Raw genomic sequence first — 24,464 nt, 5'->3', positions numbered from 1 at the left:
GCCGCGATGCGCGCCAACCAGGCCGCGCGCGTGGCCGCCGCCGCCAAGGCCCGCAAGGCCGCTGCAGCGCGGCCGAAGGAAGTGCCGCTGATGGCCGCCGCCGCGCCGGCGCCGCGCCTGAGCAACCATTGGTCGTACGAAGGCGAAACCGGGCCGGTCAACTGGGGCAGAATCAATGCCGATTGGACCAAGTGCGGCAGCGGCACGCGCCAGTCGCCGATCGATCTGCGCGACGGCATGAAAGTCGACCTCGAGCAGATCACCTTCGATTACCGTCAGTCCGGTTTTAACGTCGTCGACAACGGCCATACGATCCAGGTCGCGGTCGGATTCGGCAATTACATCACGGTGCAGAACCGCAGTTACGAGCTGGTCCAGTTCCACTTTCACCGCCCGTCCGAGGAGCGCATCAACGGCCGCGGCACCGAGATGGTGGTGCACCTGGTGCACAAGGACGCCGAGGGCAGGCTGGCGATCGTGGCCGTGCTGCTTGAGCGCGGCGCGCAGAACAGCATGATCCAGACCGTGTGGAACAACCTGCCGCTGGAAAAGAACGACACCGTGACGCCGTCGGTGACGCTCGACGTCAACCACATCCTGCCGGCCAAGCGCGACTACTTTACCTTCATGGGCTCGCTCACCGAGCCACCTTGCACCGAAGGCGTGCTGTGGCTGGTGATGAAGCAGCCGATGCCGGCCTCGCCGGCGCAGATGGCGTTGTTTTCCCGCCTGTATCCGCTCAATGCCCGCCCGATCCAGCCGGGCGGTGGGCGGGTGGTCAAGGAATCAAACTAGCGCGAACTAGCCGGCGGTGATGCGGTAATTGCCGCGCCATTGCTGACCGGCTTGCAGCGTCAGTGGCTCGATCACGGCCGGCTCGATGCAGACGAAGCGCTGGTACTCGTCGTCCTCCAGGTCCACCAGCGCTGCGGCGTTCGCCGCACCCGGGTTCCACACCACCGCATCGGTAAATCCATCCTGCTCGAGAACGAGGGTGGCAGCTCCCGCGCGCAGCGTGAGGCGCGGTTGGACACCGAAAAAGATCTCGTCGAGCGGGTCGCCGATGGCCAGCGCCGCATCGCGCAGGCCGTCGATGCGCGCATCACAGACTTGGTCGACCAGGTGATAGGTGTGCAACGCACAGGAAAACGCAAACGGCGCCGCGCCGCGGTTGTGCACTTCGAACGCCATCGCCAGCTTGTCGCCGCCGACGGTGACGCGCAATTGCAGCAGGAAGTCGTGCGGCCAGGCCTGCGCGGCGGCGGGCGGCAGGTCGTGCGGCTCGAGCGCGAAAACGGCGAACGCCGCGCCGGCTTCGCCATCCTTGCCAACTTCGGTGCCGCTGTCGACCAGCGCCCAGTCGCTGACGCGCGCGAAACCATGCCGCAGGCCGCGGCCGCGCTCGTTAAACTGAGGGAAGACGACCGGCACGCCGCCGCGGATCGCGCGGCTGCCGTCGAGCGCCGACTTGGCGCTGCAAAACAGGTGCTCGGCGCCGCCGGCGCTTTGCCACGATACCAGGTGGGCGCCATACAGCGTGATGACGGCTTGGGCGCCGTCGGCCGCGCTGACCTGCACGGCGGGCAGTTGGCCGAACGCGGCCAGGGCGATCGTGTTCATGCGGTGCCCCTTACGTCGTTCGGCTCTTGGCCATCGGTGGATTCCTGGCGAAATAGGATTTGATGCCCTTGGCGATGGCGGCGGCGATCTGGTCCTGGTAGCCGTTATCCTTGAGCTTGGCCTCTTCCTCGGGATTCGAGATGAAGGCGGTCTCGATCAGGATCGACGGGGTGTCGGGCGCCTTGAGCACCGCGAAGCCGGCCTGTTCGACCGATCCCCGGTGCAGCCGCGCGATGCCGCCGATCTCGCTCAGCACCGCTTTGCCAAGTTTCAGGCTGTCGCTGATCTGGGCCGTCGTCGACAGGTCGAGCAGTACGCTGGCGAGCTGCTTGTCCTGGCCGTAGAGGTTGACGCCGCCGATCGCGTCGGCCAGGTTTTCTTTGTTGGCGAGCCAGCGCGCGGTGCTCGAGCTGGCGCCTTTTTCGGACAACACGAACACGGACGATCCGCGCGCGCTCGGCTCGACGAAAGCGTCGGCATGGATCGACACGAACAGGTCGGCCTGCACCTTGCGCGCCTTGTCGACGCGGGTCCCGAGCGGTACGAAATAGTCGCCGTCGCGCGTCAGCATCACGCGCATGTTCGGCAGCTCTTCGAGCTTGAACTTGAGCCGCTTGGCGATCGACAGCACGATGTCTTTTTCGCGCGAGCCGGAAGCGCCGATCGCGCCCGGATCCTCGCCGCCATGGCCCGGATCGAGGGCGATGGTGATCATGCGCGCGACTTTTTGCACCGGCGCCGGCCTGGCCGGGACCGGCGGTTCAGGCTTGACCGGTACCGGTACCGGCGCCGGCAACTCCGGCCTGACCACGACCGTCGCCGGCAGTTCGGTTTTTCCGACCGGCGCGGCGGGGTCGCGCAGCCAGTCGCCTTTTTCGATCATCTCGGCAATCGGGTCGACCGGGGTAATTGGATATAGGTCGAAGATCAGGCGATGCTTGTAGGCGCCGACCGGCGCCAGGGTGAACACCTGCGGCTTGATTTCTTCTTTTAGGTCGAACACCAGGCGCACTACGTTCGGGCGGTTCTGGCCGACCCGCACCTGCTTGATATACGGGTCGTTCGAGGCGATCTTGGCGACCAGGCCTTTGAGCGTCGGATTCAGGTCCAGGCCTTCGATATCGACTACCAGCCGCTGCGGATCGGGGACGATGAAGTGGGTAGCTTTCAGGTCGCTGTCGTTTTCCAGCGTAACGCGGGTGTAGTCGGCGGCCGGCCACACCCGCACTGCGAGGATTTGCGCGGCCGCAGCCGGCAGCGGCGAGAGCACCGACAGCAGCAGCGTGCCGCCGGCCTTGAGGACGGTGCGGCGCGTGAGCCGGCCGGCGGTCACGGCGCTGGTGACAGGTTTGGTGGGAAGGTGAGGCGGTCGATGCATAGCAAACCCAATTCGGACAACGCTTGTAATTCTACAGTACGACCTTCGCCGCAAACTCCCAGGGAAATAGCCAGGTCGGGCGCGGGCAACACCGGCGCGCCTTTTTCCGGCCATTCGACAATGCAGATATTGTCCTGGTTGAAGTCTTCGCGAAACCCGGCGTCGAGAAATTCTTCAGGGCTGGACATGCGGTACAGGTCGAAATGGATCACCTGCACGGCGCGCCCGGCCAGGCTCACCTGGTACGGCTCGGCCAGCGTGTAGGTAGGGCTCTTGACCTTGCCGATGTGGCCGGCGGCGTGCAGCAGCGCGCGCGTGAGCGCCGTCTTGCCGGCGCCGAGGTCGCCGTGCAGGTAGATCACCAAGCCAGGCGAGAGCACGCGCGCCAGCGCGGCGCCCAGGTCGGTGGTGGCCGCTTCGTTGCGAAGGTGAACTGTAAAATGCTGCATCGAATAGAATGGTAAGTTGATCGTCGTCGGCGCCGCGCGCCGCCGTTTTTTCTGTCCAGCGTTTCCTGCTCCCGCATGCCAACTCAGTCGCCCGACGTACCGAACCTCTTGCCGGATATGCATGACCTTGCGCGCGCCATCAAGCAGTGGGGCGTCGAACTTGGTTTTGCCGACCTGCGTATCACCGACATCGACCTTGCACATGCCGAACCGGGTTTGCAGGCGTGGCTGGACGCGGGCCACCACGGCGAGATGGATTATATGGCAAGCCACGGGATGAAGCGCGCCCGGCCTGGCGAACTGGTGCCAGGCACGGTGCGCGTGATCAGCGCGCGGATGGATTATCTGCCGGCGGCAACGCCAGGCGACTGGCGCGCGCGCGAGGCGGCGCGCCTGGACGACCCGCGCGCGGCAGTGGTGTCGCTGTATGCGCGCGGCCGCGACTATCACAAGGTGCTGCGCGCCCGGCTGCAGCAGTTGGCGTCGCGCATCGAGGCGCAAGCCGGGCAGTTCGGCTACCGCGTGTTTACCGATTCGGCGCCGGTGATGGAACTGCCGCTGGCCGAAAAAGCCGGCCTCGGCTGGCGCGGCAAGCATACGCTGATGCTCAACCGCGAGGCCGGGTCGATGTTTTTTCTGGGCGAAATTTTGGTCGACCTGCCGCTGCCGGTCGACACCCCCACCGGCGCCCATTGCGGCCAGTGCCGCGCCTGCATCGACGCCTGCCCGACCGCGGCAATCCTCGGCCCCGGCCGACTCGACGCCCGGCGCTGTATTTCGTATCTCACCATCGAACTGAAAACCAGTATCCCGGTCGAGCTGCGCCCGCTGATCGGCAACCGGATTTACGGCTGTGACGATTGCCAGATCGTATGCCCGTGGAACAAGTTCGCCCAACGCGCGAGCCTGCCTGACTTCGATGAGCGCAACGCCATGGGTGACGCCACGCTGACCGACCTGTTCGGCTGGAGCGAGGAACAATTCGGCAGGCGCACCGAAGGCAGTCCGATCCGCCGTATCGGCCACGAGCGCTGGCTGCGCAACCTGGCCGTCGCCCTGGGCAATGCGGCCGATCGCGCCAAGGGCGACGCGGCCATCGTCAGCGCCCTGCGCGCGCGCGAACGGCATCCGTCGGCGCTGGTGCGTGAACATGTCGAGTGGGCGCTGGCGCGGCACCTGAACTAGTTCTACATTTGCTTGAGCCGCAGCGCCGACCATTCGCCGTCGAGCGAAATGATCGCCACCGCGGTGATGCCGCGTTCCTTGGCGTGGGCGTTGATGGTGTCGCGGTTGATGTCGGTCGCCCTGGACGCGGTCTGCTTCAGGTAGCCAATCCACAAAGACCCTTTTTCGCCCAGCCGCGCCAAGGCGGGGGGCAGGTAGTGCTCGAGTTCTTTCTGGTTCAGTGCAAACATCAGCACCACGTCGGCCGGACCGTTGCCGTTGTCGATCAGCGCTGCCGGCAGCTGGGACACGAGGCCGGCGTGGGCGGCGCCGTTGAGCACCGCCATCGACTTGGCATTCTTTAAAAACAATTTATCGGCAGCTGTTTTTTCGTTCATCGGTATTTCCTCAGCGCGATGATTGATATTGAGACTGTTGGTAGCCAGTTGTAACGTAAGGCAAGCAGCGCCTGGTCTCCCGGGTGGTCTTTTTATTCTACAAGCTATTCGCTGGCGAACAGGTTCAGGACGCGTAGCGTGCGCGCCCGGCGCAGCCCGCCCGCGCTGGCCGCGGTACCTGCGGTACCGTCTGCCGGTGCTTTTGATGAATCCGTGGCACCGACCTGGTTCAATGTGAAAGAATTGGCAAATTGATAGCTCATCGGTTCCGCTGGAGGCAACTATGTCTTACCTCGTTCGAGTCGTTTTCGCCGTCATGGTTCTGTGCGGACCGGGTTGCGCGTTGGCGCGGCAGGCGCCGGCCGATCCGCTCAGGCCGCTCATGGGCTGCTCGTTCGGCAAAGACCTGCAAGCGCAAAGCGTCAACCGCTGGCCGGCCGGCATGCCGACGCGCGCGGTGCAGACCTCGACCGGGCCGATGCAGGTATCAATCGCCGACGGCTACCGCATGTTGCTGGCGTATCCCGATACGGCGCCGTTCGTCAACCTCAAGCTGGAGCGTTCGCAGCCGGGCAAGCTGGGGGCCGACCGCACCGCCATCCTGGCGCAGATGACCAGTTTCGCGGCGACGCCCGGCGCCCCGGTGGCGCCGTTCAAGGTCATCGAGCGCAACGGCGTCGAAATCATGGCGCTCAACAATCTCACGCTGACCGGCGACGTCATCAGCCTCTATACGCTGATCTCGGAAAAAAACAACGTCATCGCCACCGCCTACCTGCTGAACCAGAAGCCGGCCGAGCGCAAATTCAAAAATTTCGAACAGTACCAGGCCCTGCGCGACGACTTCATTCATTCGCTGGCCGTTTGCATGGCGGAGTTGTAACCATCGGCGCCGAGCGCAGACCTGCAAGACACGGTCAGTCACGGCGCGGCCTGTTCGCGCTGGCGCTGCTGTTCGCAATGTCGTTAGCCATGCAACTAGATTGGTGGGCGCGGCGGCGATGCATGTGCTTGCGCCGCCAGTCTACTTCAGCAGCCCTGCCAGTTCCACCGCGGTCTTGACCTGCATCTTGTCGAAAACATGGGCGCGGTGCACTTCGACGGTGCGCATGCTGATGCCGAGCTTGTCGGCAACGACCTTGTTGAGATTACCAGCCAAAATCAGGTCGAGCACCTCGCGTTCGCGCGTCGACAGGCTCGCCAGGCGCGACTGCACCGCCGCCGCTGCGCTGGCCTGGCGCGACTGTGCCAGCGCTTGTTCGACCCGGTCCATCAACAGATTGTCGTTGAACGGTTTTTCGCAAAAGTCGAAGGCGCCGCGCTTGAGGGTGTCGACCGCCATCGGCACGTCGCCATGGCCGGTGAGGAAAATGACCGGCAGGCGTGCGGTCAGGCCGCGCACGCTCAACTGGTCGAACACCGCCATGCCGTTCACATCCGGCATGCGCACGTCGAGCAGGACGCAGTCGCCGCCAGGGTCGAAGGCGCCAAGCTGGTCAAGGAAACCTTGCGCGCTGGCGTAACCGCGGGCGCGGATGCCGCGCGACTGGGCCAGCCAGACAAGCGAATCGCGAATGACGTCCTCGTCGTCGACGATGTGCAGCATGAACAGTCTCCGTATTTTTTAATTATGGTTAAGTATACGGAGTGTATCCCAGGTCGGCAAAGTGGGTAGCGGGGGTCAGGCCAGGCTGGGCAAGGCAAATTTGAAGATGGTGCCGCCGCCCGGATTGGCGCAATGGGTGAGCGTGCCGCCGTGAAACTCGATCGCGGTGCGGCAGATCGACAGGCCCACGCCCATTCCTTCGGCCTTGGTCGAGAAGAACGGCGAGAACAATCGTTCAGCCACTTCGGGGGCGATGCCGTGGCCCTGGTCGATCACCGCCACCGTCACGTTGCCCCCTTCGTGGGCAGCGGCGATGCGCAGCACGCGCCGCTCGGGGGCGACGTCCTGCATCGCCTCGATGGCGTTGCGCGTCAGGTTCAGCAATACCTGTTCGAGCATCATGCGGTCGGCGCTGACGGCCGGCAGCGCTCTAGCCATGCTGGTCTGGATGGCGACAAAATATTTCGAGGCCTGCATGTCGATCAGCGCGCCGATGCCGTCGACCAGGCTGGCGATGTGGACTTCCTGGCGCTCCGGTTCGCGCTTTTTGACGAATTCGTGCACGCTGCGGATGATCTGGCCGGCGCGCCGCGCCTGCACGCTAGCCTGTTCCAGCGCCGGTTTCAAAATCGCCGGATCGAGCGGCGCGCCGGTGTCAACGGCCCGCCCGAGCAAATTGAGGGCGCCGGTGGTGTAGCTGGAAATGGCGGCCAGCGGCTGGTTCAGTTCGTGCGCCAGCATCGACGAGATTTCGCCCATCGTCGCCAGGCGCGCGCTGGCGTGCAGTTTTTCCTGCTGTTGGCGCGCCAGTTCCTCGGCATTCTTGCGCTCCGATATGTCGAGGATCGATCCCATCCAGCCGGTCTGGCGGCCGTCGCTGTCAACCAGTGCCGCCTCGAAGATCAGCACCGGCACGCGCTTGCCGTCGGCGCGCTGGAAGATGGTCTCGAACTGCGGCGTGGCGTGGCCGGCCAGCACTGAAGCGAAGCGCTGCTGATAGTCGGCCATCGCTTCCGGCGCCCAGTAGGCCATCGGCGGCGCCTTGCCTACCAGCTCCTCGGGCGGCAAACCGACCATCTGGCAGAACGCCGGATTGACGTAGGTGACGCGGCCTTCGAGGTCGCGCGCGCGCAGGCCCGTGACCAGGGAATTTTCCATCGCGGTGCGAAACGCCATCTGCTGGCGCAGCGCGCCTTCGGCCTCTAACCGGCGGGCGATGTGGCGCCACAGCGCAGCCAGGCTGGCCAACAGGCCCAGCGCGAGCGCGATGACGGAGCCGACCAGCAGGTTCGGCAGCAGGCGCGGCAGTCCTTTGACGCTATCGGTCGCCAGCACGATCGTCGCGCCCGGCAAGTCGAGCGGGCGTTTGTGGGTGTACACGCCGCGCCCGGGCCCGGCGGCTGCGCGTTTGGCCAGCACCTTGTCGTCCGGGTCGATCAGCGAGATCGCGTTGTCCTGCGCGAACCACCACGGCACGGTTTCATCGAGCAGCGTTTTCAGGTCATAGGTGGCAGCCAGGCTGCCGGCATATTCGCCGGCGCGAAACAGCGGCAAGTAGTAATCGACCAGTGCGCCCCCGCCCGCGCTGGCCTGATAGGGTTCGCTGTAGCGGCCCTTGCGGGTGGCACGCGCCAGTTTCAGCGCGTTGATTGATGCCGCCGGCAACGTCGACGGCGCTTCAGCGCCGGCGGCCACCAGAAGCTTGGCATCAAGACCGAGCCACAGCACGCGGCGCAGTTCATGGCCGTTGTTGAGCATCTGCTTGAAGCGCGCCTGCACCTTGGCCGCCGGCGGAGCGGCCAGCAACGGATTGCCCTCCAGCTCCGCGCCGAGCGAGGCGAGGGCGTCTTCACTGCGGGTAAGCGCGAAGCGCACCGCCTGCTCGACCCACAGCGTGTCGGCAATGAGCTGCTCCTGGCGCTCATTGTTTTCCATTTCGCGCGCCTGCCAGGGCAGCCATAGCAAGACGGCAAGGAACAACAGCACCAGCACGGCAGGCAGCACGAAGCGCAGCGGGCCGCCGAGAGGCTGCGGCGCGACATGCATAAAGGGTATTTTCATGGACTGAAGTGTTACATTTATCGCGGGAATGCTATTGTAGTTTTTCACAGTAGCGATGATGGATGAAGCGGTCCAAATTTGTTACTAATTTTAATAATAATAGCCTTTTAATTGGTTCAGGAGACAAGCATGCAATTCAAGACGCTGGCCGTAGCATTGACCGCCGCCGTCAGCATGAGCGCTTTCGCGCAAACGCCGATCGTCATCAAGTTCAGTCACGTGGTTGCGACCGACACCCCGAAGGGCCAGGCCGCCGAGCGCTTCAAGCAACTGGCCGAGAAATCGACCGGCGGCCGGGTCAAGGTCGAACTGTACCCGAACAGCCAGCTGTACAAGGACAAGGAAGAACTCGAAGCCTTGCAACTGGGCGCGGTGCAGATGCTGGCGCCGTCGCTGGCCAAGTTTGGCCCGCTCGGAATAAAAGAGTTCGAAGTGTTCGACCTGCCGTACATCTTCCCGAGCAAGGCGGCGCTGTATGCGGTCACTGAAGGCCCGATCGGCGAGGGATTACTGCAAAAGCTCGAGCCGAAGGGCATCACCGGCCTGGCTTACTGGGACAACGGTTTCAAGGTGATGTCGGCCAACAAGCCGATGCGCGTGCCGGCTGACTTCAAGGGCTTGAAGATGCGCATCCAGGCGTCGAAGGTGCTCGATGGGCAGATGCGCGCGCTGGGCGCGAACCCGCAGGTGCTGGCGTTCTCGGAAGTCTACCAGGCGCTGCAGACGGGCGTGGTCGACGGCACCGAGAACCCGCCATCGAACTTCTTCACCCAGAAAATGCATGAGGTGCAAAAGCACATCACGATGTCGAACCACGGCTACCTGGGTTACGCCGTGATCGTCAACAAGAAGTTCTGGGCCGGCTTGCCGGCCGACATCCGCATCAGCCTGGAAGCGGCGATGCGCGACGCCACCACGTTCGAGAAAGCCATTGCCCAGCGCGACAACGACATGGCAATGGACGCCATCAAGAAGACCGGCAAGACCGCCGTCTACAACCTGACCCCGGTCGAGCAGGCGGCATGGCGCAAGGCCCTGCTGCCGGTGCACAAGGAAATGGAAGGCCGGATCGGCAAGGAACTGATCGCGAAGATTACCAGGGAAGCGGCGAAATAAGCCCGAAACAAGCCGTGTGCGCACCATCCTGCCGCCGTATACGTTTCCAGCACAAATTGAGCAAAATTGTTTAAACAGTGAAATAAATCCAACGGCCATGTAAAAAAAACCATACATCAGGAATGCAGATGCGTTATGATTGGCACCTTCCCGGGCACCACGATGGTGCAAGCCGAACGACGAATTTGCAAGTTTGGGGAGTAGTGATAAAAGCACGGTAGTCCATACCGGAGAAATATCGAGGAGACACACGTTTTACAGAATGTCGTTGGCATGTCCAAACGACCGGAAACGTGAACGAATTTGGAGCGCACCTCAGGGTGCGCTTTTTTTCGTGGCATATGCCGGCTGCTGGCGTTTCACGCCGGATGTTAAACTGGCTTCATGCAACCGCCGACTCCCCTGCCGCAAGGCCACGTCATTTTCAGCGCCATCGTCGCCGCGCCGTTCGGCGCCATCGGCATTCGCACCGAAGCGGGGCAGCTGCGCGAACTGGTTTACCTGCCGCCCCATTTTAGTGAAAAAGACGCCACCGATGGCGTGGCGGACGCAGCTTGCCAGCAAGTCGTGCGCTACTTGGCTGACCCCGATTTCGTCTTCAACCTGCCGCTGCCCGACGTCGGCAGCCTGTTCCGGCGGCGGGTGTGGGCGGCGATCTCCGCCATCCCGCGCGGCAGCGTACGTACCTACGGCCAGGTGGCCAGCCACATCGGCTCGGCGCCGCGCGCGGTGGGCCAGGCCTGCGGCGCCAACTGGTTTCCGCTGGTGATCCCGTGTCATCGGGTCACCGCCGCCGCCGGGCTGGGCGGGTTTTCGAACCAGGACGACGAACACGGTTTCCACCTGGGCGTCAAACGCTGGCTGCTGAGCCACGAGGGCGCCACTCTTGGCGGCACGCCATGGCAGCAGCAGGCGATGTGGGCGTGACGCGGCATGTCACTGCGGACGACACCGCGCATCTGCTTGATTGCGCGCCACCGTCGGCCGGCAACCTCGCCCTGATCGACGAGTTTTGCGACAATCTGTGGCTGGAAGGTGGACTGGCGAAAAATTCGCTCGACGCCTACCGCCGCGACATGCGCCTGTTTGCCCGCTGGCTGCAAGTGCGCCGGCCCGACTGCGCCAGCCTGTACCAAGTGCAGCCGCATGACCTGGCCGCCTATTTCGCCGAGCGCCATGCCGAGTCGAAGCCGAGTTCGGCCAACCGCCGGCTGTCGGTGCTCAAGCGCTTTTACCAGCTGGCGCTGCGCCAGAAACAGGTAGCGCTCGACCCTTGCCTGAAAATGGCCTCGGCCAGGCAGCCGGACCGCTTTGTCCACACGCTGACCGAGGGGCAGGTCGAAGCCTTGCTGGGCGCGCCCGACGTCGCCACGCCACTGGGCCTGCGCGAGCGCACCATGCTCGAATTGATGTATGCGAGCGGGCTGCGGGTGTCCGAACTGGTGAGCTTGAAGCTGGTGGAGCTGAACCTGAACGATGGCGTGCTGCGCGTCACCGGCAAGGGCAGCAAGACGCGCCTGGTGCCGTTTGGCGAGGAAGCGCGGCGCTGGATCGAGCGTTACCTGCTCGAAGCACGCCCAATCATCCTCGACGGCCAGATCGACGACGCCTTGTTCGTCACCGCGCGCGGCGCTGCGATGACGCGCCAGATGTTTTGGGTATTGATCAAGAAGCACGCGGCCGCGGCGGCGCTTAGCGGGCCGTTGTCGCCGCATACGCTGCGCCACGCGTTTGCCACCCACTTGCTCAACCACGGTGCCGATCTGCGGGTGGTGCAGCTGTTACTTGGACATGCGGACATCTCGACTACCCAGATCTACACCCATGTTGCGCGCGAGCGCCTGAAACGCTTGCACGCCGAGCATCATCCACGTGGTTAATTCAAATGCGGCCGGCATAATGCGTCATAATGTGGAGACGGCATTCCTTTCTATACAGATAATTCAAGAGGTGATTCATGGCTAAAACCAATTTTTCGTACGAAAAGCGGCAACGGGAATTAGAGAAAAAGAAAAAGGCGGACGAAAAAGCCAAGCGCAAGCTGGAAGCGAAGTCCACCCCGGGCGAAGCAGGCGAGACGGTCGAGCAGGACGACGACACCGAAGCTGCAGCGCCAGAAGCACAAAACCCGGCCTGAGCCGGCGGGGCCAGATCCGGCGTTTTTGTTGGGGGTGCCTGGCAGGCTCCAACTTAACCGGGGTTAGACCCTCTAAAACAAGAACCGGGGTCTGACCCCTGTCGCGGCCGTCCTGAGCCGCGCCACACATCAAGCCACTTCCAGATCCTTGTCGCGCGCCGCAGCGACCGGGTCCGCTCCCTGCCCCCGCTTGAACCAGCGCACCGCGCGCTTGCCCAGGCTGTCGAGGTAAGAATACGCCACCGGCACCACCACCAACGTCAGCAAGGTCGAGGTGATCACGCCGCCGATCACGGCGCGGCCCATCGGCGCCTGCTGCTCGCCGCCGTCGCCCATGCCGATTGCCACCGGCAGCATGCCGAAGATCATCGCCAGCGTCGTCATCAGGATCGGCCGCAGCCGCACTTGGCCAGCCTCGAGGATCGCGGCGAATTGCTGCTTGCCTTCGCGCTGGGCTTGATTGGTGAAGTCGACCAGCAAAATCGCGTTCTTGGTCACCAGTCCCATCAGCATGACGATGCCGATCACCGAAAAAATGTTCAGCGTGCTGCCGGTCGCCAGCAGCGCCAGCAGCACGCCGATCATCGACAGCGGCAGCGATACCATGATCGCCACCGGCTGCAGGAAGCTGCCGAACTGCGACGCCAGCACCAGGTAAATGAAGACGATGGCAATCACGATCGCGGCGACGAAGCCGGCCATGGTCTCGGCCATCCGTTCGGCCTCGCCGCCGACGTCGAAACGCACGCCTTCCGGCAGCGCGATGGTTTTCATCGCCTTCTGCACGTCGCTGTTGACGTCGCCATTGGGCCGGCCCTCGATGCCGGCGTAGACCGCCACCCGCCGCTCGAGCGCCTGGCGTTTGAGCACTTGCGGGCTGGTCGACGGCACGAACTCGACTATCTGGCGCAGCGGCACCATCACCGGATTGCCGGCGGCGTCGCGCTTGGCAGACGCCACCGACAGGTCGGCCAGGTCGGCGACTTTTTGCCGGCTTGACTTCGGCAACTGCACGTTGACGTCGTAGTTCTGGCCGTCCGGCGCCAGCCAGCGGCTGATCTGGTCACCCGCGACGAACGGGCGCAGCGCGGCGCCGACCTGCTGCACCGACACGCCGAGGTCGCTGGCCAGCTCGTTGTTGATCTTGACGATGGTGGCCGGATTGGCGCCTTCCTGGCTGTACTCGATGTCGGCGACGCCCTTGATGGCGCGGATCTTGTCCATCAGCTTGCGCGCCACCGCATCGAGCTTGGCTTCGTCCTGGCCGAGGATGGCGATGAAGATCGGCCGTTGGCCGACCGACATGGTGATGCCGGCGATCGACTGCAGCCGTTCGCGGATCAGCTTTTCGAGCTGCTGCTGCGAGCGCCGCTTGACCTGGTGCGCGTCCGTCAGCTCGAGGTTGATCTGCGCCGTGTTGCGCCCGTCATAGGTGCCGACCGTCGTCGACACGCTGTCGATCTCGCCCTTGAAGTCGGCCAGCGCCGCTTCGAGCTGTTTCACCTTCAAGTCGGTATAGGCAAGACTGGAGCCGACCGGGGTCTTGAAGCGCAGCTGGACGTAACCGTTGTCCGTTTCCGGCATCATCTCGGCGCCGATCAGCGGAATCAGGGCCAGGCTGCCGATGAACAGCGCCAGCGCCAGCGCCAGGGTCGACTTGCGCCAGGCCAGCGCCGCAGCGAGCACCTTGCCGTACCAGCCGTGCACGCGGTCGATGCCGTGCTCGATGTGTTCCATCAGGCGCCCGAGCATCGGTACATACTTGAAGCGGTCCTTGACCGGGTCCGGCCACACCGACGACAGCATCGGGTCGAGCGTGAAGCTGACGAACAGCGACACCAGCACCGCCACCGCCACCGTAATGCCGAACTGCAGGAAAAAGCGGCTGATGATGCCTTCCATGAAGGCGATCGGCACGAACACGGCGACGATGGCGAACGTCGTCGCCATCACGGCGAGACCGATTTCGTTGGTGCCGTCGTAGGCCGCGCGCAGGTGGCTCTTGCCCATGCCGATGTGGCGCACGATGTTTTCGCGCACCACGATGGCGTCGTCGATCAGCAGGCCAATGCACAGCGACAGCGCCATCAGGGTCAAAAAATTGAGCGTGAAGCCGAAGCACTTCATGGCGATGAAACTGGCCAGCACCGAAATCGGCAGGGTCAATCCGGTGATGATGGTGCTGCGCCACGAGTGCAGGAACAGGAACACGATCAGCATCGTCAGCACGGCGCCTTCGATGATGGTTTTCTTAACGTTGTCGAGCTGGCTCTGGACGCGCTCGGCCTGGTTCTCCATGACCTTGAGTTCGATATCGGCTGGAAATTCCTGCTTCATCGCCGCCACCACCTTCATGACGCCGGTGCCGACTTCGACCACGTTGGCGCCTTGCACCTTGGTGATCTCGAGCGAAATTGCACGCGCCCCGTTGATGCGCGAGACCGAGGTTTCCTCCTGCTCGCCGTCGACGATGGTCGCCACCTGGTCGAGGTAGACCGGGCCGCCCGCGCGGCGCGCCACGATGATGCGGTTGAAGTCGCGCGCCGACTTCATCTTGCCTTCGATGCGCACCAGGCGTTCGCTGGCGCCGTAGCTGATGTTGCCGGCTGGGAGATTGGCGTTGGTGCTCTGGATCGCCCGCAGCACTTCGTCGACGCCGATGTTCTGGCTTTGCAGTTGTTCCGGTTTCAGGTCGACCAGGATCTGGCGGTTGGTCTTGCCGTTGACGCGCACCTGGCCGACCCCCGAGACGCCTTGCAGCCGCTTGGTGATCACCTGTTCGGTCAGGGTCGACAGTTCGCGCAGGCTGCGGGTGCTCGAGGTCAATGCCAGCTCGACGATCGGCTGGGAATTGTCGCCTTCGGCGCGGATGATGAACGGCTCCTTCGCTTCCTTCGGAAAGCCGGGCCGCACGCGGGCAATATTGTCGCGCACTTGCTGCATCGCCTTGTCGACGTTGGTGCTGAGCTGGAATTCAAGCGAGACGCCGGCCCGGCCTTCCCACGAATTGCTGCGGATGCTCTTGATGCCGCTCACCGCATTGATCGCATCCTCCAGCGGGCGGGTGATGTCGTTCTCGACCTGCTCGGGCGAGGCGCCGGGATACTGCACCTCGACCCAGGCGAACGGGATGTCGACGTTGGGCATGCTCTCGAGGCTGAGGCTGCGGTACGAAAACAGGCCGAGCACCATCAGCCCCACCATGATCATGGTGGCAAACACCGGGTTCTTGATACTGGTTTTAGTGATCCACATGGCTTATCCCTTGACCGGCGGCGTCGCTGCGGCCACCGTGGGAACCGTGGGGATAGTCACGACGCGTACCTTGCTGCCCGGCTTGACGCCGTCCAGCCGGGCGACGATCACGCTGGCGCCCTGGTGGAGGCCCGACGTCACTTGCGCCAGTCCCTCGTCCTCGCTACGCATGCCGAGGGTTACCGGCTGGGCCACCACCTTGTTCGCTTCGATCGTATAAACCACTTGCCGGCCCTGCTCGGTACGTATGGCGGCCAGCGGCACCAGGGGCGCCACGGCGGATTTTTCGGTCGTGATGGTGCCTTTTGCGAACATGCCGCCGCGCAGGGCCGCATCGCTGTTATCGACGCTGACATACACCAGCATCGAGCGCGAGCCCGCTTCGGCGGTTGGGCTGATGCGCGCCACCTTGCCGGCAAAAGCGCGTCCGGCGAAGCCGTCCACCCTGAACTGCACTTCCTGGCCGATTTTAACGCGCGGCACTTCCGAGGCCGGCACCTGCGCTTCGAGTGTCAGCTGGCGCAGGTTGACGATGGTGAAGGCCGGCATGTCGGGCGCAAGCTTTTCGCCGGCCTGCACATGGCGCTTGCTGATGACGCCGGCCAATGGCGCGCGGATGGTCGTGTCGGCCAAAGCGAGCTGCGCCAGTTCGAGTTGGGCGGCCATCGCCTCGACGCTGGCGTGTGCCAGTTCGACGCTGTTTTGCGTCGTGTCGAACGCATTTTGCGAGATGTAATTCTGCTTGAGCAGCGCGCCGCTGTTGGCGTTGTTTTTCTTCGCCAGCGACAGGCGGGCGTTGGCTTCGTCGAGCGCGGCCTGCTGCTGGGCCACGCGGGCGCGCTGATCGGCCGCATCGAGCCGGGCGATGACCTGGCCGGCCGCTACGCTCATGCCTTCCTGCACCATTGTCGCCAGTACCACGCCCGACACCTTCGACTTGACGGTGGCCTGGTCGAGCGGCGCCAGCGAGCCGGCCAGCGGCAAGGCGAGCCGCAGTTCGCGCGCTTCGACGGCGGCGACGTCGCCGCTCGACAGTTCATAGACGTCGACCTTCGGCGCGCCATCCTTGCCTTCGCTGGCTTGCGCCGTCTTGGCCGCATTGGGTGGATTCGCGTTGGCCGTCGATTTCTGCAGGAAAACCCAGCCGCCGCCGGTCAGCGCCCCGATCAGCAGGATGGTGGCAGGCTTGCTCCAGCGACGCCGGCGCACGGTAGGCTGGGGCTGGACCAACGGCAAGGTGTCGATTTTCATGGGGAGGTTCTTCGCGGTGGAATCGTGGAATCGTGGAATCGTTGTTGAGTCGAGCCTGGCATGCCGATGCGGAGCGCCCGGGCTCCGCCTGTGTGACGAGATGGAGCCTCTTGCGCATGTTGTCACTATAGAAAAACACCAGCGGCCCTGCCATTGGAATGCGACAGGCAGTGCTTTCGGCACGACGGAATGCAGAAAACACCGACAAAGCGCAAAACTTCCCGTATGGAAAAACCAGCCACCCAGCATCGTTTGTGCCGTAACAAGCGCACCACGGTGGCGATCGGCAAAAATGGTGGCTTCGCCGCGCAGCGGACAGCAACAAGGAGCGTTCAGTGAACGACATGGGGGCCGAGGGCGACGCGAGTGACGATCGGGACGCAGCGGGGCTGGCGGCGCTGGAAGTACTGTACCGGTTCGTGGCGGCAGTCGAAGTGACGCCCGACGTGGCGGTGCACAGCAGCGACCGCAACGGCATCGTGCGCTACTGGAACCGCGCCTGCCACCTGCTGTTCGGGGTGCCGGCGTGCGATGCGGTCGGCCGGCCGCTGGCGAGCCTGGTGGCGCACCCGGAGCGTGAGGCCGAGTTCGCCGCGGTGATCGACTCGGTCTGGCGTACCGGCAAGGCGCCGCTTGCGCGCGACTGGTGCGTGCGGCTGCCCGACGGCAGCGAGCGCTGGGTCTATTCGAGCCACTTCCCGGTCAGCCGCGGCGGCCAAACCCGGCAGGTGCTGTGCATGGAGATCGACATCACCGGCCGCAAGATCGACGAACAGGTGCTGCTGCACGCCGGCGCCAACTTCCGCCAGCTATTCGAACGTTCGACCGACGCCATCGTACTGGTGCGCGGGCGCGAGATCGTCGACGTCAACCCGGCTGCGTTGCAGCTGTTCCGCTGCGACGGCAACGACGCCATGGTCGGGCGCAGCCTGCTCGACTTCTCGCCGCCGGTCCAGCCGTCCGGCGAAGCGTCGATGGTGCGCGACGCCGCGCTGGCGGCCCGGACTTTCAGCGACGGCAACCAGCGCTACGAGTGGATGTACCAAAGCGGCGCCGGCGAATCGTTCTGGGCCGAGGTGCTGCTGACGTCGGTGGCGGTCGACCACCAGCACCTGGCGTTTGCGGTCATCCGCGACATCTCGCTGCGCAAGGCCACCGAGCGCACCTTGACGATGGCCGCGCAGGTGTTCGAGAACTGCCGCGACGCCATCCTCATCCTCGACAGCAGCTACCGCGTGGTGGCGGTCAACCGGGCGTTTTCCGACGTCACCGGCTATGCACCGGAGGGCGTCATCGGCCAGGAAATGCCGAGCCTGCGCGCCGGCCTGCACGAGCCGGCTTTTCACCAGCAGATCCGGGATCACGTCGACGCCCACGGCCACTGGGAGGGCGAAGTGTTCAGCGCGCGCCGCGGCGGCGAGGTGTTCCCGGTGTGGGCCGCGCTGACGGCGATCCACGACAGCGCCAACCGCATCACCAGTTATATGGCGATCCTGTCCGACATCACCGACCGCAAGCAGGTCGAGGAGCAGACCCGCCACCTGGCCGAGCACGACTTCCTGACCGACCTGCCGAACCGCGTGCTGTTTCTCGACCGGCTGCAGCAGGCGCTGGCGACGGCGCGGCGCCAGCACACCAGGGTAGCGGTAATGTTCCTCGACCTTGACCGTTTCAAGGCAATCAACGACACCTACGGCCACCAGGCTGGCGACATCGTGCTCAAGGAAGTGGCGGCGCGCCTGGTGCGCTGCGTGCGCGGGGTCGACACCGTCAGCCGCCAGGGCGGCGACGAATTTGTCGTGATCCTGGCCGACATCGGCGGCGCCGACCAGGCCGCCCACGTCGCCGGCAGCGTGATGCAGGCGGTGTCGCAACCGATGACGGTGGGCCAGCGTCAGGTGACGTTGTCGGCGTCGATCGGCATCAGCATTTGTCCGAGCGACGGCGACGACGTCGACACGCTGCTCAAGCACGCCGACGTGGCGATGTACCACGCCAAGCAAAACGGGCGCAATGCCTTCCAGTTTTTCAGCCCCGAGATGAACGCCCACGTCGTCGAGCGGGTGCAGATGGAAAACAAGCTGCGCCAGGCGCTCGAGAACCGCGAGTTCCTGCTCGAATACCAGCCCGAGATCGACATCACCAGCGGGCGCACGATCGGCGTCGAAGCGCTGATCCGCTGGCGCCACCCACAGCGCGGCATACTCCGGCCGGACCAGTTCATCCCGGTCGCCGAAGCCTGCGGGCTGATGTTGGCGATCGGCGAATGGGTGCTGCGCGAAGCGTGCGCGCGGGCGCGTGCGTGGCGCGACCAGGGCTGTCCGGTGGTGGTGGCGGTGAACCTGTCGAGCGTCCAGTTCACCCACGACAAGCTGCTTGACTGCGTCGACGACGCGCTCGCCAGCGCCGGCCTGGCGCCGCAGTTCCTCGACCTTGAAATCACCGAAGGCATGATTCAAACCGGCGACGCCGCCACCATCGCCACCGTCAACGCGCTGCGCCAGCGCGGCGTGCTGCTCACCGTCGACGATTTCGGCACCGGCTATTCAAGCCTGTCGACCTTGCGCCGCTACTCGCTCACGAAGCTCAAGATCGACCGCTCGTTTGTCGACGACATCACGCGCAATCCGGCCGATGCGGCCATCATCCCGGCCATCATCGCGGTGGCGCGCAGCCTCAAGTTGCGGGTGATCGCCGAAGGAGTCGAGACGGCCGAGCAGCTGCACTTCCTGCAACAGCACGGCTGCGACGAATACCAGGGGCATTACGCCGGCATGGCATCAATCAACCCGGACCTTGGAATCACGCGCCGGCATCCATGAGGCCATCGGCGACGTCGAACAGGCGGATGCGCGCCAGCACCTGGCCATGGTCGGACGCCGCGGGCAGCTCCAGCACCAGATGGTCGTTCAGGTAGACCACGTCGACCACTTCGCCGATCGCGTTCGGCAGCACCGCATTGAACTGCTCGGACACCAGGATATGGTCGATGGTGGTGTAATGGCCGTCGTGCAGGCTCGAAAAACCGACATGGCGCAGGTGGTCCTGGCGCCGCTGCAGCTGGTAGGCGTCGAACAGGCGGTCGGCGCTGGCGCCGGCGCCGAGCACGATGCCGGTGGTGACGGCGTCGGCGACGTCGTTGAAGTCGCCCAGCACCACGCGCGCGCGGCCGTTGTCGCGTCCCAGGTTACTGAGCAGCACACGCAGCGCGACCGCCTCGGTGCCGCGCCGGATCAGCGAACGCAGGCAGGCCAGCGCATACAACTGCGGATCGTCGCCGGTGTCGCCGGTGCGGTAGTCCGGCCGCTTCGATTTGAGGTGCACCACCACCACGTCGACGGTGACGTCGGGCGCGACGATCACCTGCGCGTGCACCACCGGGCGGGCGAAGCGGTCGGCGTCGCGGCTGCCCGGCGGCATGGCAATTCCTTCGGGGAACAGCGCATACGCCACGCCCGGTTCGGCCAGCGGCAGGCGCGACACCAGCGCCACGCTCGGCGCCAGGCGCTCGGCGCCCGCTGGCTCGGCGCCCGTCGGTAGATCGAAACCGACATGGAAAGCGTCGCGGTAATTGCGGGTGCGCGATAGCGCAAGTTTGAGCGCTGCGTGCGAAAAAATTTCCTGGAAGCCGATGACGTCGGCATCGAGCAAATCGATCTGGCGCGCCGTCCAATCGATCTTGGCCTCGAATTCTTCTTCGGTATATGGCAACAAATTGTCGTACAGTTTCGTGCCCGCCGGTGCCAGGTTGAAGGCGTTAAAGGTGGCAAAGCGAATTTCCTGCTGCATAATAAGAAACTCCTCAATGAACAAACAGCGTATCACGCCATGGCCAAGACCGAGCACATTTCAGAAACACCGGCGACGCAGTTCCTGCGCAAGCACCATGTCGCATTCAGCGCGCACCCGTACGCCTACGAAGAGAAGGGCGGCACCGCGGTGTCGGCGCGCGAACTCGGTGTCGACGAGCACGCGGTAATCAAGACGCTGGTGATGCAGGACGAGGCGGCGCGCCCGCTGATCGTGCTGATGCACGGCGACTGCAAGGTCTCGACCAAGAACCTGGCGCGCGCGATCGCCTGCAAGTCGGTGGAGCCGTGCAAACCCGAGGTGGCGCAGCGCCATTCCGGCTACCAGGTCGGCGGCACCTCGCCGTTCGGCACCCGCAAGGCGCTGCCGGTGTACGTCGAGGCCAGCATCCTGGCGCTGCCGCGGATCTACATCAACGGCGGACGGCGCGGCTATCTGGTTGGCATCGACCCGGCGCTGCTGCCGGCGCTGCTGGGCGCGAAAGCGGTCAATTGCGCGCTGGAAGGGTGACGGCGCGGCGCGGCCGATAGTGTATATTCACCAACCCGGCGCCTGAGACCGGGCTCGATAACTAAAAACGAATAACAAGAAACCAATAACAAGAAACAAATAACAAGAAAGACATGATGACCGCCACCCTACTATTTGTGATTGCCGCCTACCTGATCGGTTCGATTTCGTTTGCGGTGGTGATGAGCCGCGCCTTTGGCTTGTCCGACCCGCGCACCTACGGCTCGAAAAACCCCGGCGCCACCAACGTTCTGCGCAGCGGCAACAAGAAAGCGGCGATCGCCACTCTCATCGGCGACGGCGTCAAGGGCTGGTTTGCAGTTTGGTTGGCGATCCGGCTGGCCGACCAGTATGGCGTGACCGACGCCGGCGTCGCGCTGGTGGCGCTGGCGGTGTTTCTCGGCCACCTGTGGCCGGTGTTCTTTCGCTTCGTCGGCGGTAAAGGCGTGGCTACCGCCCTCGGCGTGCTGGTCGGACTCAATCCCTGGTTGGGGCTGGCGACCCTGGTGACCTGGCTGGCGGTGGCTTACGCCTTCCGCTATTCGTCGCTGGCCGCGTTGATCGCCGCGCTGTTCGCGCCGTTCTACTACGGCTTGCTGTTCGGCGTCGACGAAAAACTGTTCGCCGTGGTGGCGATGTGCATGCTGCTCGCGTGGCGCCATGGCAAGAATATCGGCAACCTGATCGCCGGCAAGGAAAGCCGCATCGGCAGCAAGAGCGCGCCGGCCGCCAAAGGGACGACCAAAAAGAAATAGTCGGTCAGCCGTCGATAAAGCCGATGATTTCATCGTAAAGGCTTTGTCGCGTTGTTGATCGAAAAATGAGATCCCCCCGAAAGGGTACGGCGCCCTCAAACTGGACGGACCTGTCCTGCCAGCGCATAAAATTGGTCGGCCAACGATGTCATATCTGCGCCATCGGTCGTGAACTGGCCCATGCGCGCCACTTGGCACAGAATTTCGTATCCGCCGATTTCTTCAATCGCTTTCCGGCGCGCGTCGAGGCGATCGAAAAGCTGATTGGCGGCGAGACCCGCCTGCCGGCCTGCTACATCCGCCAGAACGAGGCATGCCAATTGCACGATACGCTGCCCGACCTGGCCCGCATCACGCAGCCGACGCTCGTCATGGCCGGCGACAGCGATCCTATCTGCTCGCTGGCCGCGACGGCGATGTTGTCGGCCGGCCGGCCTGCCGAACGCCCGTACCGAGATCTTCAAGGGCGCCAGCCACTTCTTCCTGATGGAGCCGCCTGAAAAATTCAACAAGCTGCTCGTCGGCTGGCTGCGCGAAAACGCGACGAGCTTGTCCCCTGGGGCTTGAAATAGGGTGAAATGGGCCAATGTATTAGTCAAACTAATAGCAAGGATTGGCGATGAGCAAGAAAATTCGGATTGATTTTGTCTCGGACGTGTCGTGCCCATGGTGCGTCATCGGTCTCAAGTCGCTCGAGCAGGCGCTCGAGAATGTCGGCGACGCCGCCAGCGCAGAGTTGCATTTCCAGCCGTTCGAACTCAATCCGCAGATGGCGCCGGAAGGCCAGGACATAGGCGAGCACCTGGCCGAAAAATACGGTGCCAATGCCGAGCAGCGCGCCGCCACCAGCGAAATGATCCGCGCCCGCGGCGCCGAGATGGGTTTCGAATTCAACCAGCGCGACCGCATCTACAATACCTTCGACGCCCACCGCCTGCTGCATTGGGCCGAGGAACACGGCTTGCAGCGCGAGCTGAAAATGGCGCTGTTCAATGCATACTTTACCGCCGGCGAAAGTCCCGCCTCGCACGAAGTATTGCTGCGCCTGGCCGCCAACGTCGGCCTCGACCCGGCCGAGGCGGCGCGCATCCTGGCGTCCGACACCTACGCCGCCGAAGTGCGTGAGCGCGAACAGTTCTTCCAGCGCCACGGCATCAGCTCGGTGCCGGCGATCATCATCAACCAGCGCCACTTGATTTCAGGCGGCCAACCGCCCGAAGTGTTCGAGCAGGCGCTGCGCCAGATCATCGCTACCGAAGACTGAGCCGCTCCGCCGCGCCTTTCGGTGCGGCGCACAATAACAGTGCCTGATTTCGCCTGATTTTGCCTGAGTGTCGCCCAATGCGGCGGCACGCGCTGTCAACACCCGTGATTGCCTCGTTTTATCGCTGGCACGCTGCCTGCTGATGCAGTGGTATCGGCAAGCGCTTTGCGCTTGCTCCGACTATACCGGCCAGCCGAAGCCAACGAGGCAATAACGACCACCGATAGCAAAACCAACCACGCCCGCCGTGCCCTCCTTAAAGCTGGCGCCGGCGCTTCCTTGACTAGCGTTGCCAGCGGCGGGGTCTGGGCCGCCGGCTCGGACAAGCCCGAAAAAGAGGAAGTCAAGATCGGCTTTATTGCGCTGACCGACTGCCAGTGCAGGTATTTGATATGGCGCACTTGCGCCAGGCGCGGCACGGGCGAATAGTATTCGAGGTCGGTAGTCGGTACGCGCGGCTTGCCGGCCGGGATCGGGCGGCAAGGGCAGCAAATAATGATGCACCTGGGTGATGCGGTAGTTGGACAGCAGCAGGTTGCCGAACTGGCGCGGCAGCTTGTTCCGGTAAATTTCACCGGTCGGTTCGATCACCGCGTGATAGCTAGACCACGCTGATCTCGTCGAGCGGCCAGCGCGGCCGCACGTTGAACGAATAGTCTTTTTTCGCCGCATCCGGATTGATCATCAGGCGCATCGCGCCGGCAAAGGCGATCATCGCGCCGTTATCGGTGCAAAACTCGAGCTCCGGATAAAACACCCGGAATTTTTTCGTCGCCGCCGCCGCGTTGAGCGACGCGCGCAACTGCGCGTTGGCGCCGACGCCGCCGGCAATCACCAGCCGCTTCAAGCCGGTGTGCTTCAAGGCGCTGATGCATTTTGCCGTCAGCACGTCGACGATGGCGTCGACGAACCCGCGCGCGATGTTGGCCTTGTCCTGCTCGCAAATATTGGCGACCACTTTTTCTTCGTGGTTTTTCACTACCGTCAGCACCGCCGTCTTCAGGCCTGAAAAGCTGAAATTGAAGTCCTTCGAATGGAGCATCGGGCGCGGCAGCTTGTAGGCGCTTGGATCGCCGAATTCGGCCAGCCGCGATATCGCCGGGCCGCCCGGATAACCGAGGCCGAGCAGCTTGGCCGACTTGTCGAACGCCTCGCCGGCGGCGTCATCGAGCGTTTCGCCCAGTAGCGTGTATTGGCCGACGCCGTCGACCCGCATCAGCTGGGTATGCCCACCCGACACCAGCAGCGCGATGAAGGGGAAGGCCGGCGGGTCGGCCGCCAGCAGCGGCGAGAGCAAATGGCCTTCCAGGTGGTGCACGCCGAGCACAGGCTTACCGGTGGCGAGCCCGAGCGCGCAGGCGATCGACGAACCGACCAGCAGCGCGCCGGCCAGGCCCGGACCCTGGGTGTAGGCGATCGCATCGATTTTCTCCAGCGTCACGCCGGCTTCTTCGAGCGTGTGCTCGAGCAGCGGAATGGCGCGCCGGATGTGGTCGCGCGAGGCCAGTTCCGGCACCACGCCGCCGTACTCTTCGTGCATTACTACCTGGGAATGGAGAGCATGGGACAGCAGGCCGCGCTGTGTGTCGTACAACGCAAGGCCGGTTTCATCACAGGAGGATTCGATGCCGAGAACGATCATGGAAGGTGCGGACAAATTTGGGAATGCGTCATTGTAAAGCACCGGGGC

Annotated in this window: 22 protein-coding genes and 1 pseudogene; 13 read left to right on the top strand and 10 right to left on the bottom strand. The window is 64.0% G+C overall.

Annotated elements, in window-relative coordinates; genetic code table 11:
- A partial coding sequence (locus CR103_RS07610; protein ID WP_099915399.1) for a carbonic anhydrase occupies positions 1-795 on the top strand: 795 nt, incomplete at its 5' end.
- A gap of 6 nt (positions 796-801) precedes the next feature.
- On the opposite strand, the gene CR103_RS07605 is transcribed toward CR103_RS07610, so the two are convergent.
- The 3 genes from CR103_RS07605 to tsaE are packed head-to-tail and all read right to left on the bottom strand — an operon-like array spanning position 802 to position 3,447.
- A complete protein-coding gene (locus CR103_RS07605) occupies positions 802-1,620 on the bottom strand; it encodes a D-hexose-6-phosphate mutarotase (RefSeq protein ID WP_099915382.1) in 819 nt (272 codons plus the stop codon).
- Positions 1,621-1,630: 10 nt separating this feature from the next.
- Positions 1,631-2,998, bottom strand: coding sequence for an N-acetylmuramoyl-L-alanine amidase (locus tag CR103_RS07600; RefSeq protein WP_099915381.1), 1,368 nt, complete (start codon positions 2,996-2,998; stop codon positions 1,631-1,633).
- Complete coding sequence (tsaE, locus tag CR103_RS07595; protein WP_099915380.1) at positions 2,950-3,447, bottom strand: tRNA (adenosine(37)-N6)-threonylcarbamoyltransferase complex ATPase subunit type 1 TsaE; 498 nt, start codon at positions 3,445-3,447, stop codon at positions 2,950-2,952. The genes CR103_RS07600 and tsaE overlap by 49 nt, the downstream gene beginning before the upstream one ends.
- 117 nt (positions 3,448-3,564) lie before the next feature.
- Here tsaE and queG point away from each other — a divergent pair, with 117 nt between their 5' ends.
- A complete protein-coding gene (queG, locus tag CR103_RS07590) occupies positions 3,565-4,632 on the top strand; it encodes a tRNA epoxyqueuosine(34) reductase QueG (RefSeq protein ID WP_229442856.1) in 1,068 nt (355 codons plus the stop codon).
- 2 nt (positions 4,633-4,634) lie between these two features.
- Here queG and CR103_RS07585 read toward each other — a convergent pair whose 3' ends face one another.
- Complete coding sequence (locus tag CR103_RS07585) at positions 4,635-5,009, bottom strand: DUF3052 family protein (RefSeq protein WP_099915378.1); 375 nt, start codon at positions 5,007-5,009, stop codon at positions 4,635-4,637.
- Positions 5,010-5,292: 283 nt separating this feature from the next.
- On the opposite strand from CR103_RS07585, the gene CR103_RS07580 reads away from it, so the two are divergent.
- Positions 5,293-5,892, top strand: a complete 600-nt coding sequence (locus tag CR103_RS07580; RefSeq protein ID WP_143752543.1) for a hypothetical protein — start codon at positions 5,293-5,295, stop codon at positions 5,890-5,892.
- Between the two features lie 141 nt (positions 5,893-6,033).
- On the opposite strand, the gene CR103_RS07575 is transcribed toward CR103_RS07580, so the two are convergent.
- Both CR103_RS07575 and CR103_RS07570 read right to left on the bottom strand, forming a co-directional pair.
- Positions 6,034-6,615 carry a response regulator transcription factor gene (locus CR103_RS07575; RefSeq protein WP_099915376.1) on the bottom strand — a complete coding sequence of 194 codons (582 nt, stop codon included), beginning with the start codon at positions 6,613-6,615 and terminating at the stop codon, positions 6,034-6,036.
- A gap of 75 nt (positions 6,616-6,690) precedes the next feature.
- The gene (locus tag CR103_RS07570; protein ID WP_099915375.1) at positions 6,691-8,676 is read right to left on the bottom strand and encodes a PAS domain S-box protein; all 1,986 of its coding nucleotides are present in this window, start codon (positions 8,674-8,676) and stop codon (positions 6,691-6,693) included.
- Between the two features lie 129 nt (positions 8,677-8,805).
- Here CR103_RS07570 and CR103_RS07565 point away from each other — a divergent pair, with 129 nt between their 5' ends.
- The 4 genes from CR103_RS07565 to CR103_RS07550 all read left to right on the top strand — a co-directional run bounded on the left by CR103_RS07565 (position 8,806) and on the right by CR103_RS07550 (position 11,929).
- Positions 8,806-9,792, top strand: a complete 987-nt coding sequence (locus CR103_RS07565) for a TRAP transporter substrate-binding protein (RefSeq protein WP_099915374.1) — start codon at positions 8,806-8,808, stop codon at positions 9,790-9,792.
- A gap of 384 nt (positions 9,793-10,176) precedes the next feature.
- The gene (locus tag CR103_RS07560) at positions 10,177-10,719 is read left to right on the top strand and encodes a methylated-DNA--[protein]-cysteine S-methyltransferase (protein ID WP_099915373.1); all 543 of its coding nucleotides are present in this window, start codon (positions 10,177-10,179) and stop codon (positions 10,717-10,719) included.
- Complete coding sequence (gene xerD / locus CR103_RS07555) at positions 10,692-11,672, top strand: site-specific tyrosine recombinase XerD (protein ID WP_099915372.1); 981 nt, start codon at positions 10,692-10,694, stop codon at positions 11,670-11,672. Before CR103_RS07560 ends, xerD begins: the two co-directional genes overlap by 28 nt.
- Positions 11,673-11,749: 77 nt before the next feature.
- On the top strand, positions 11,750-11,929 hold the full coding sequence (locus CR103_RS07550; protein ID WP_099915371.1) for a hypothetical protein: 180 nt from the start codon (positions 11,750-11,752) through the stop codon (positions 11,927-11,929).
- 129 nt (positions 11,930-12,058) lie between these two features.
- On the opposite strand, the gene CR103_RS07545 is transcribed toward CR103_RS07550, so the two are convergent.
- Both CR103_RS07545 and CR103_RS07540 read right to left on the bottom strand, forming a co-directional pair.
- Positions 12,059-15,184, bottom strand: coding sequence for an efflux RND transporter permease subunit (locus tag CR103_RS07545; protein WP_099915370.1), 3,126 nt, complete (start codon positions 15,182-15,184; stop codon positions 12,059-12,061).
- 3 nt (positions 15,185-15,187) lie between these two features.
- Entirely contained in the window at positions 15,188-16,435 is a 1,248-nt protein-coding gene (locus tag CR103_RS07540) for an efflux RND transporter periplasmic adaptor subunit (protein ID WP_099915369.1), read from the bottom strand.
- Between the two features lie 344 nt (positions 16,436-16,779).
- On the opposite strand from CR103_RS07540, the gene CR103_RS07535 reads away from it, so the two are divergent.
- Entirely contained in the window at positions 16,780-19,257 is a 2,478-nt protein-coding gene (locus CR103_RS07535; protein ID WP_099915398.1) for a sensor domain-containing protein, read from the top strand.
- On the opposite strand, the gene CR103_RS07530 is transcribed toward CR103_RS07535, so the two are convergent.
- Positions 19,238-20,224, bottom strand: coding sequence for an endonuclease/exonuclease/phosphatase family protein (locus tag CR103_RS07530; RefSeq protein ID WP_099915368.1), 987 nt, complete (start codon positions 20,222-20,224; stop codon positions 19,238-19,240). The genes CR103_RS07535 and CR103_RS07530 overlap by 20 nt on opposite strands.
- Positions 20,225-20,263: 39 nt before the next feature.
- Here CR103_RS07530 and CR103_RS07525 point away from each other — a divergent pair, with 39 nt between their 5' ends.
- From CR103_RS07525 to CR103_RS23280, 5 genes and pseudogenes are all read left to right on the top strand, one after another.
- Positions 20,264-20,755, top strand: a complete 492-nt coding sequence (locus CR103_RS07525) for an aminoacyl-tRNA deacylase (RefSeq protein WP_099915367.1) — start codon at positions 20,264-20,266, stop codon at positions 20,753-20,755.
- Between the two features lie 116 nt (positions 20,756-20,871).
- Positions 20,872-21,510: a glycerol-3-phosphate 1-O-acyltransferase PlsY gene (plsY, locus tag CR103_RS07520; protein WP_099915397.1), complete on the top strand. Its 639-nt coding sequence runs from the start codon at positions 20,872-20,874 to the stop codon at positions 21,508-21,510.
- A 191-nt stretch (positions 21,511-21,701) separates the two neighbouring features.
- On the top strand, positions 21,702-22,010 hold the full coding sequence (locus tag CR103_RS07515) for an alpha/beta fold hydrolase (protein ID WP_180279314.1): 309 nt from the start codon (positions 21,702-21,704) through the stop codon (positions 22,008-22,010).
- A 119-nt stretch (positions 22,011-22,129) separates the two neighbouring features.
- Positions 22,130-22,774, top strand: coding sequence for a DsbA family oxidoreductase (locus CR103_RS07510; protein WP_099915366.1), 645 nt, complete (start codon positions 22,130-22,132; stop codon positions 22,772-22,774).
- Between the two features lie 210 nt (positions 22,775-22,984).
- Positions 22,985-23,149, top strand: a pseudogene (locus tag CR103_RS23280) (nitrate ABC transporter substrate-binding protein); the annotation flags it as partial.
- A 226-nt stretch (positions 23,150-23,375) separates the two neighbouring features.
- Here the strand turns inward: CR103_RS23280 and tsaD are convergent.
- On the bottom strand, positions 23,376-24,416 hold the full coding sequence (gene tsaD, locus CR103_RS07500) for a tRNA (adenosine(37)-N6)-threonylcarbamoyltransferase complex transferase subunit TsaD (protein WP_099915365.1): 1,041 nt from the start codon (positions 24,414-24,416) through the stop codon (positions 23,376-23,378).
- Positions 24,417-24,464 lie beyond the last annotated feature (48 nt).

It is taken from the genome of Massilia psychrophila (assembly GCF_002760665.1).
Lineage (GTDB): Bacteria > Pseudomonadota > Gammaproteobacteria > Burkholderiales > Burkholderiaceae_D > JAFCUW01.
The sequence above is the reverse complement of the archived record's forward strand: the minus strand, read 5'-3'. Positions and strand labels throughout refer to the sequence as shown.

Bases quoted from the DNA above. Each gene is read 5' to 3' on its own strand.
- CR103_RS07535 (WP_099915398.1), top strand. From the start codon at position 16,780: ATGGGGGCCGAGGGCGACGCGAGTGACGATCGGGACGCAGCGGGGCTG.
- CR103_RS07585 (WP_099915378.1), bottom strand. From the start codon at position 5,009: ATGAACGAAAAAACAGCTGCCGATAAATTGTTTTTAAAGAATGCCAAG.
- CR103_RS07530 (WP_099915368.1), bottom strand. From the start codon at position 20,224: ATGCAGCAGGAAATTCGCTTTGCCACCTTTAACGCCTTCAACCTGGCA.
- xerD (WP_099915372.1), top strand. From the start codon at position 10,692: ATGGCAGCAGCAGGCGATGTGGGCGTGACGCGGCATGTCACTGCGGAC.
- CR103_RS07510 (WP_099915366.1), top strand. From the start codon at position 22,130: ATGAGCAAGAAAATTCGGATTGATTTTGTCTCGGACGTGTCGTGCCCA.
- queG (WP_229442856.1), top strand. From the start codon at position 3,565: ATGCATGACCTTGCGCGCGCCATCAAGCAGTGGGGCGTCGAACTTGGT.
- CR103_RS07605 (WP_099915382.1), bottom strand. From the start codon at position 1,620: ATGAACACGATCGCCCTGGCCGCGTTCGGCCAACTGCCCGCCGTGCAG.
- CR103_RS07580 (WP_143752543.1), top strand. From the start codon at position 5,293: ATGTCTTACCTCGTTCGAGTCGTTTTCGCCGTCATGGTTCTGTGCGGA.
- tsaE (WP_099915380.1), bottom strand. From the start codon at position 3,447: ATGCAGCATTTTACAGTTCACCTTCGCAACGAAGCGGCCACCACCGAC.
- CR103_RS07565 (WP_099915374.1), top strand. From the start codon at position 8,806: ATGCAATTCAAGACGCTGGCCGTAGCATTGACCGCCGCCGTCAGCATG.
- CR103_RS07560 (WP_099915373.1), top strand. From the start codon at position 10,177: ATGCAACCGCCGACTCCCCTGCCGCAAGGCCACGTCATTTTCAGCGCC.
- CR103_RS07550 (WP_099915371.1), top strand. From the start codon at position 11,750: ATGGCTAAAACCAATTTTTCGTACGAAAAGCGGCAACGGGAATTAGAG.
- CR103_RS07600 (WP_099915381.1), bottom strand. From the start codon at position 2,998: ATGCATCGACCGCCTCACCTTCCCACCAAACCTGTCACCAGCGCCGTG.
- CR103_RS07540 (WP_099915369.1), bottom strand. From the start codon at position 16,435: ATGAAAATCGACACCTTGCCGTTGGTCCAGCCCCAGCCTACCGTGCGC.
- CR103_RS07545 (WP_099915370.1), bottom strand. From the start codon at position 15,184: ATGTGGATCACTAAAACCAGTATCAAGAACCCGGTGTTTGCCACCATG.
- CR103_RS07570 (WP_099915375.1), bottom strand. From the start codon at position 8,676: ATGAAAATACCCTTTATGCATGTCGCGCCGCAGCCTCTCGGCGGCCCG.
- CR103_RS07525 (WP_099915367.1), top strand. From the start codon at position 20,264: ATGGCCAAGACCGAGCACATTTCAGAAACACCGGCGACGCAGTTCCTG.
- CR103_RS07575 (WP_099915376.1), bottom strand. From the start codon at position 6,615: ATGCTGCACATCGTCGACGACGAGGACGTCATTCGCGATTCGCTTGTC.
- plsY (WP_099915397.1), top strand. From the start codon at position 20,872: ATGACCGCCACCCTACTATTTGTGATTGCCGCCTACCTGATCGGTTCG.
- tsaD (WP_099915365.1), bottom strand. From the start codon at position 24,416: ATGATCGTTCTCGGCATCGAATCCTCCTGTGATGAAACCGGCCTTGCG.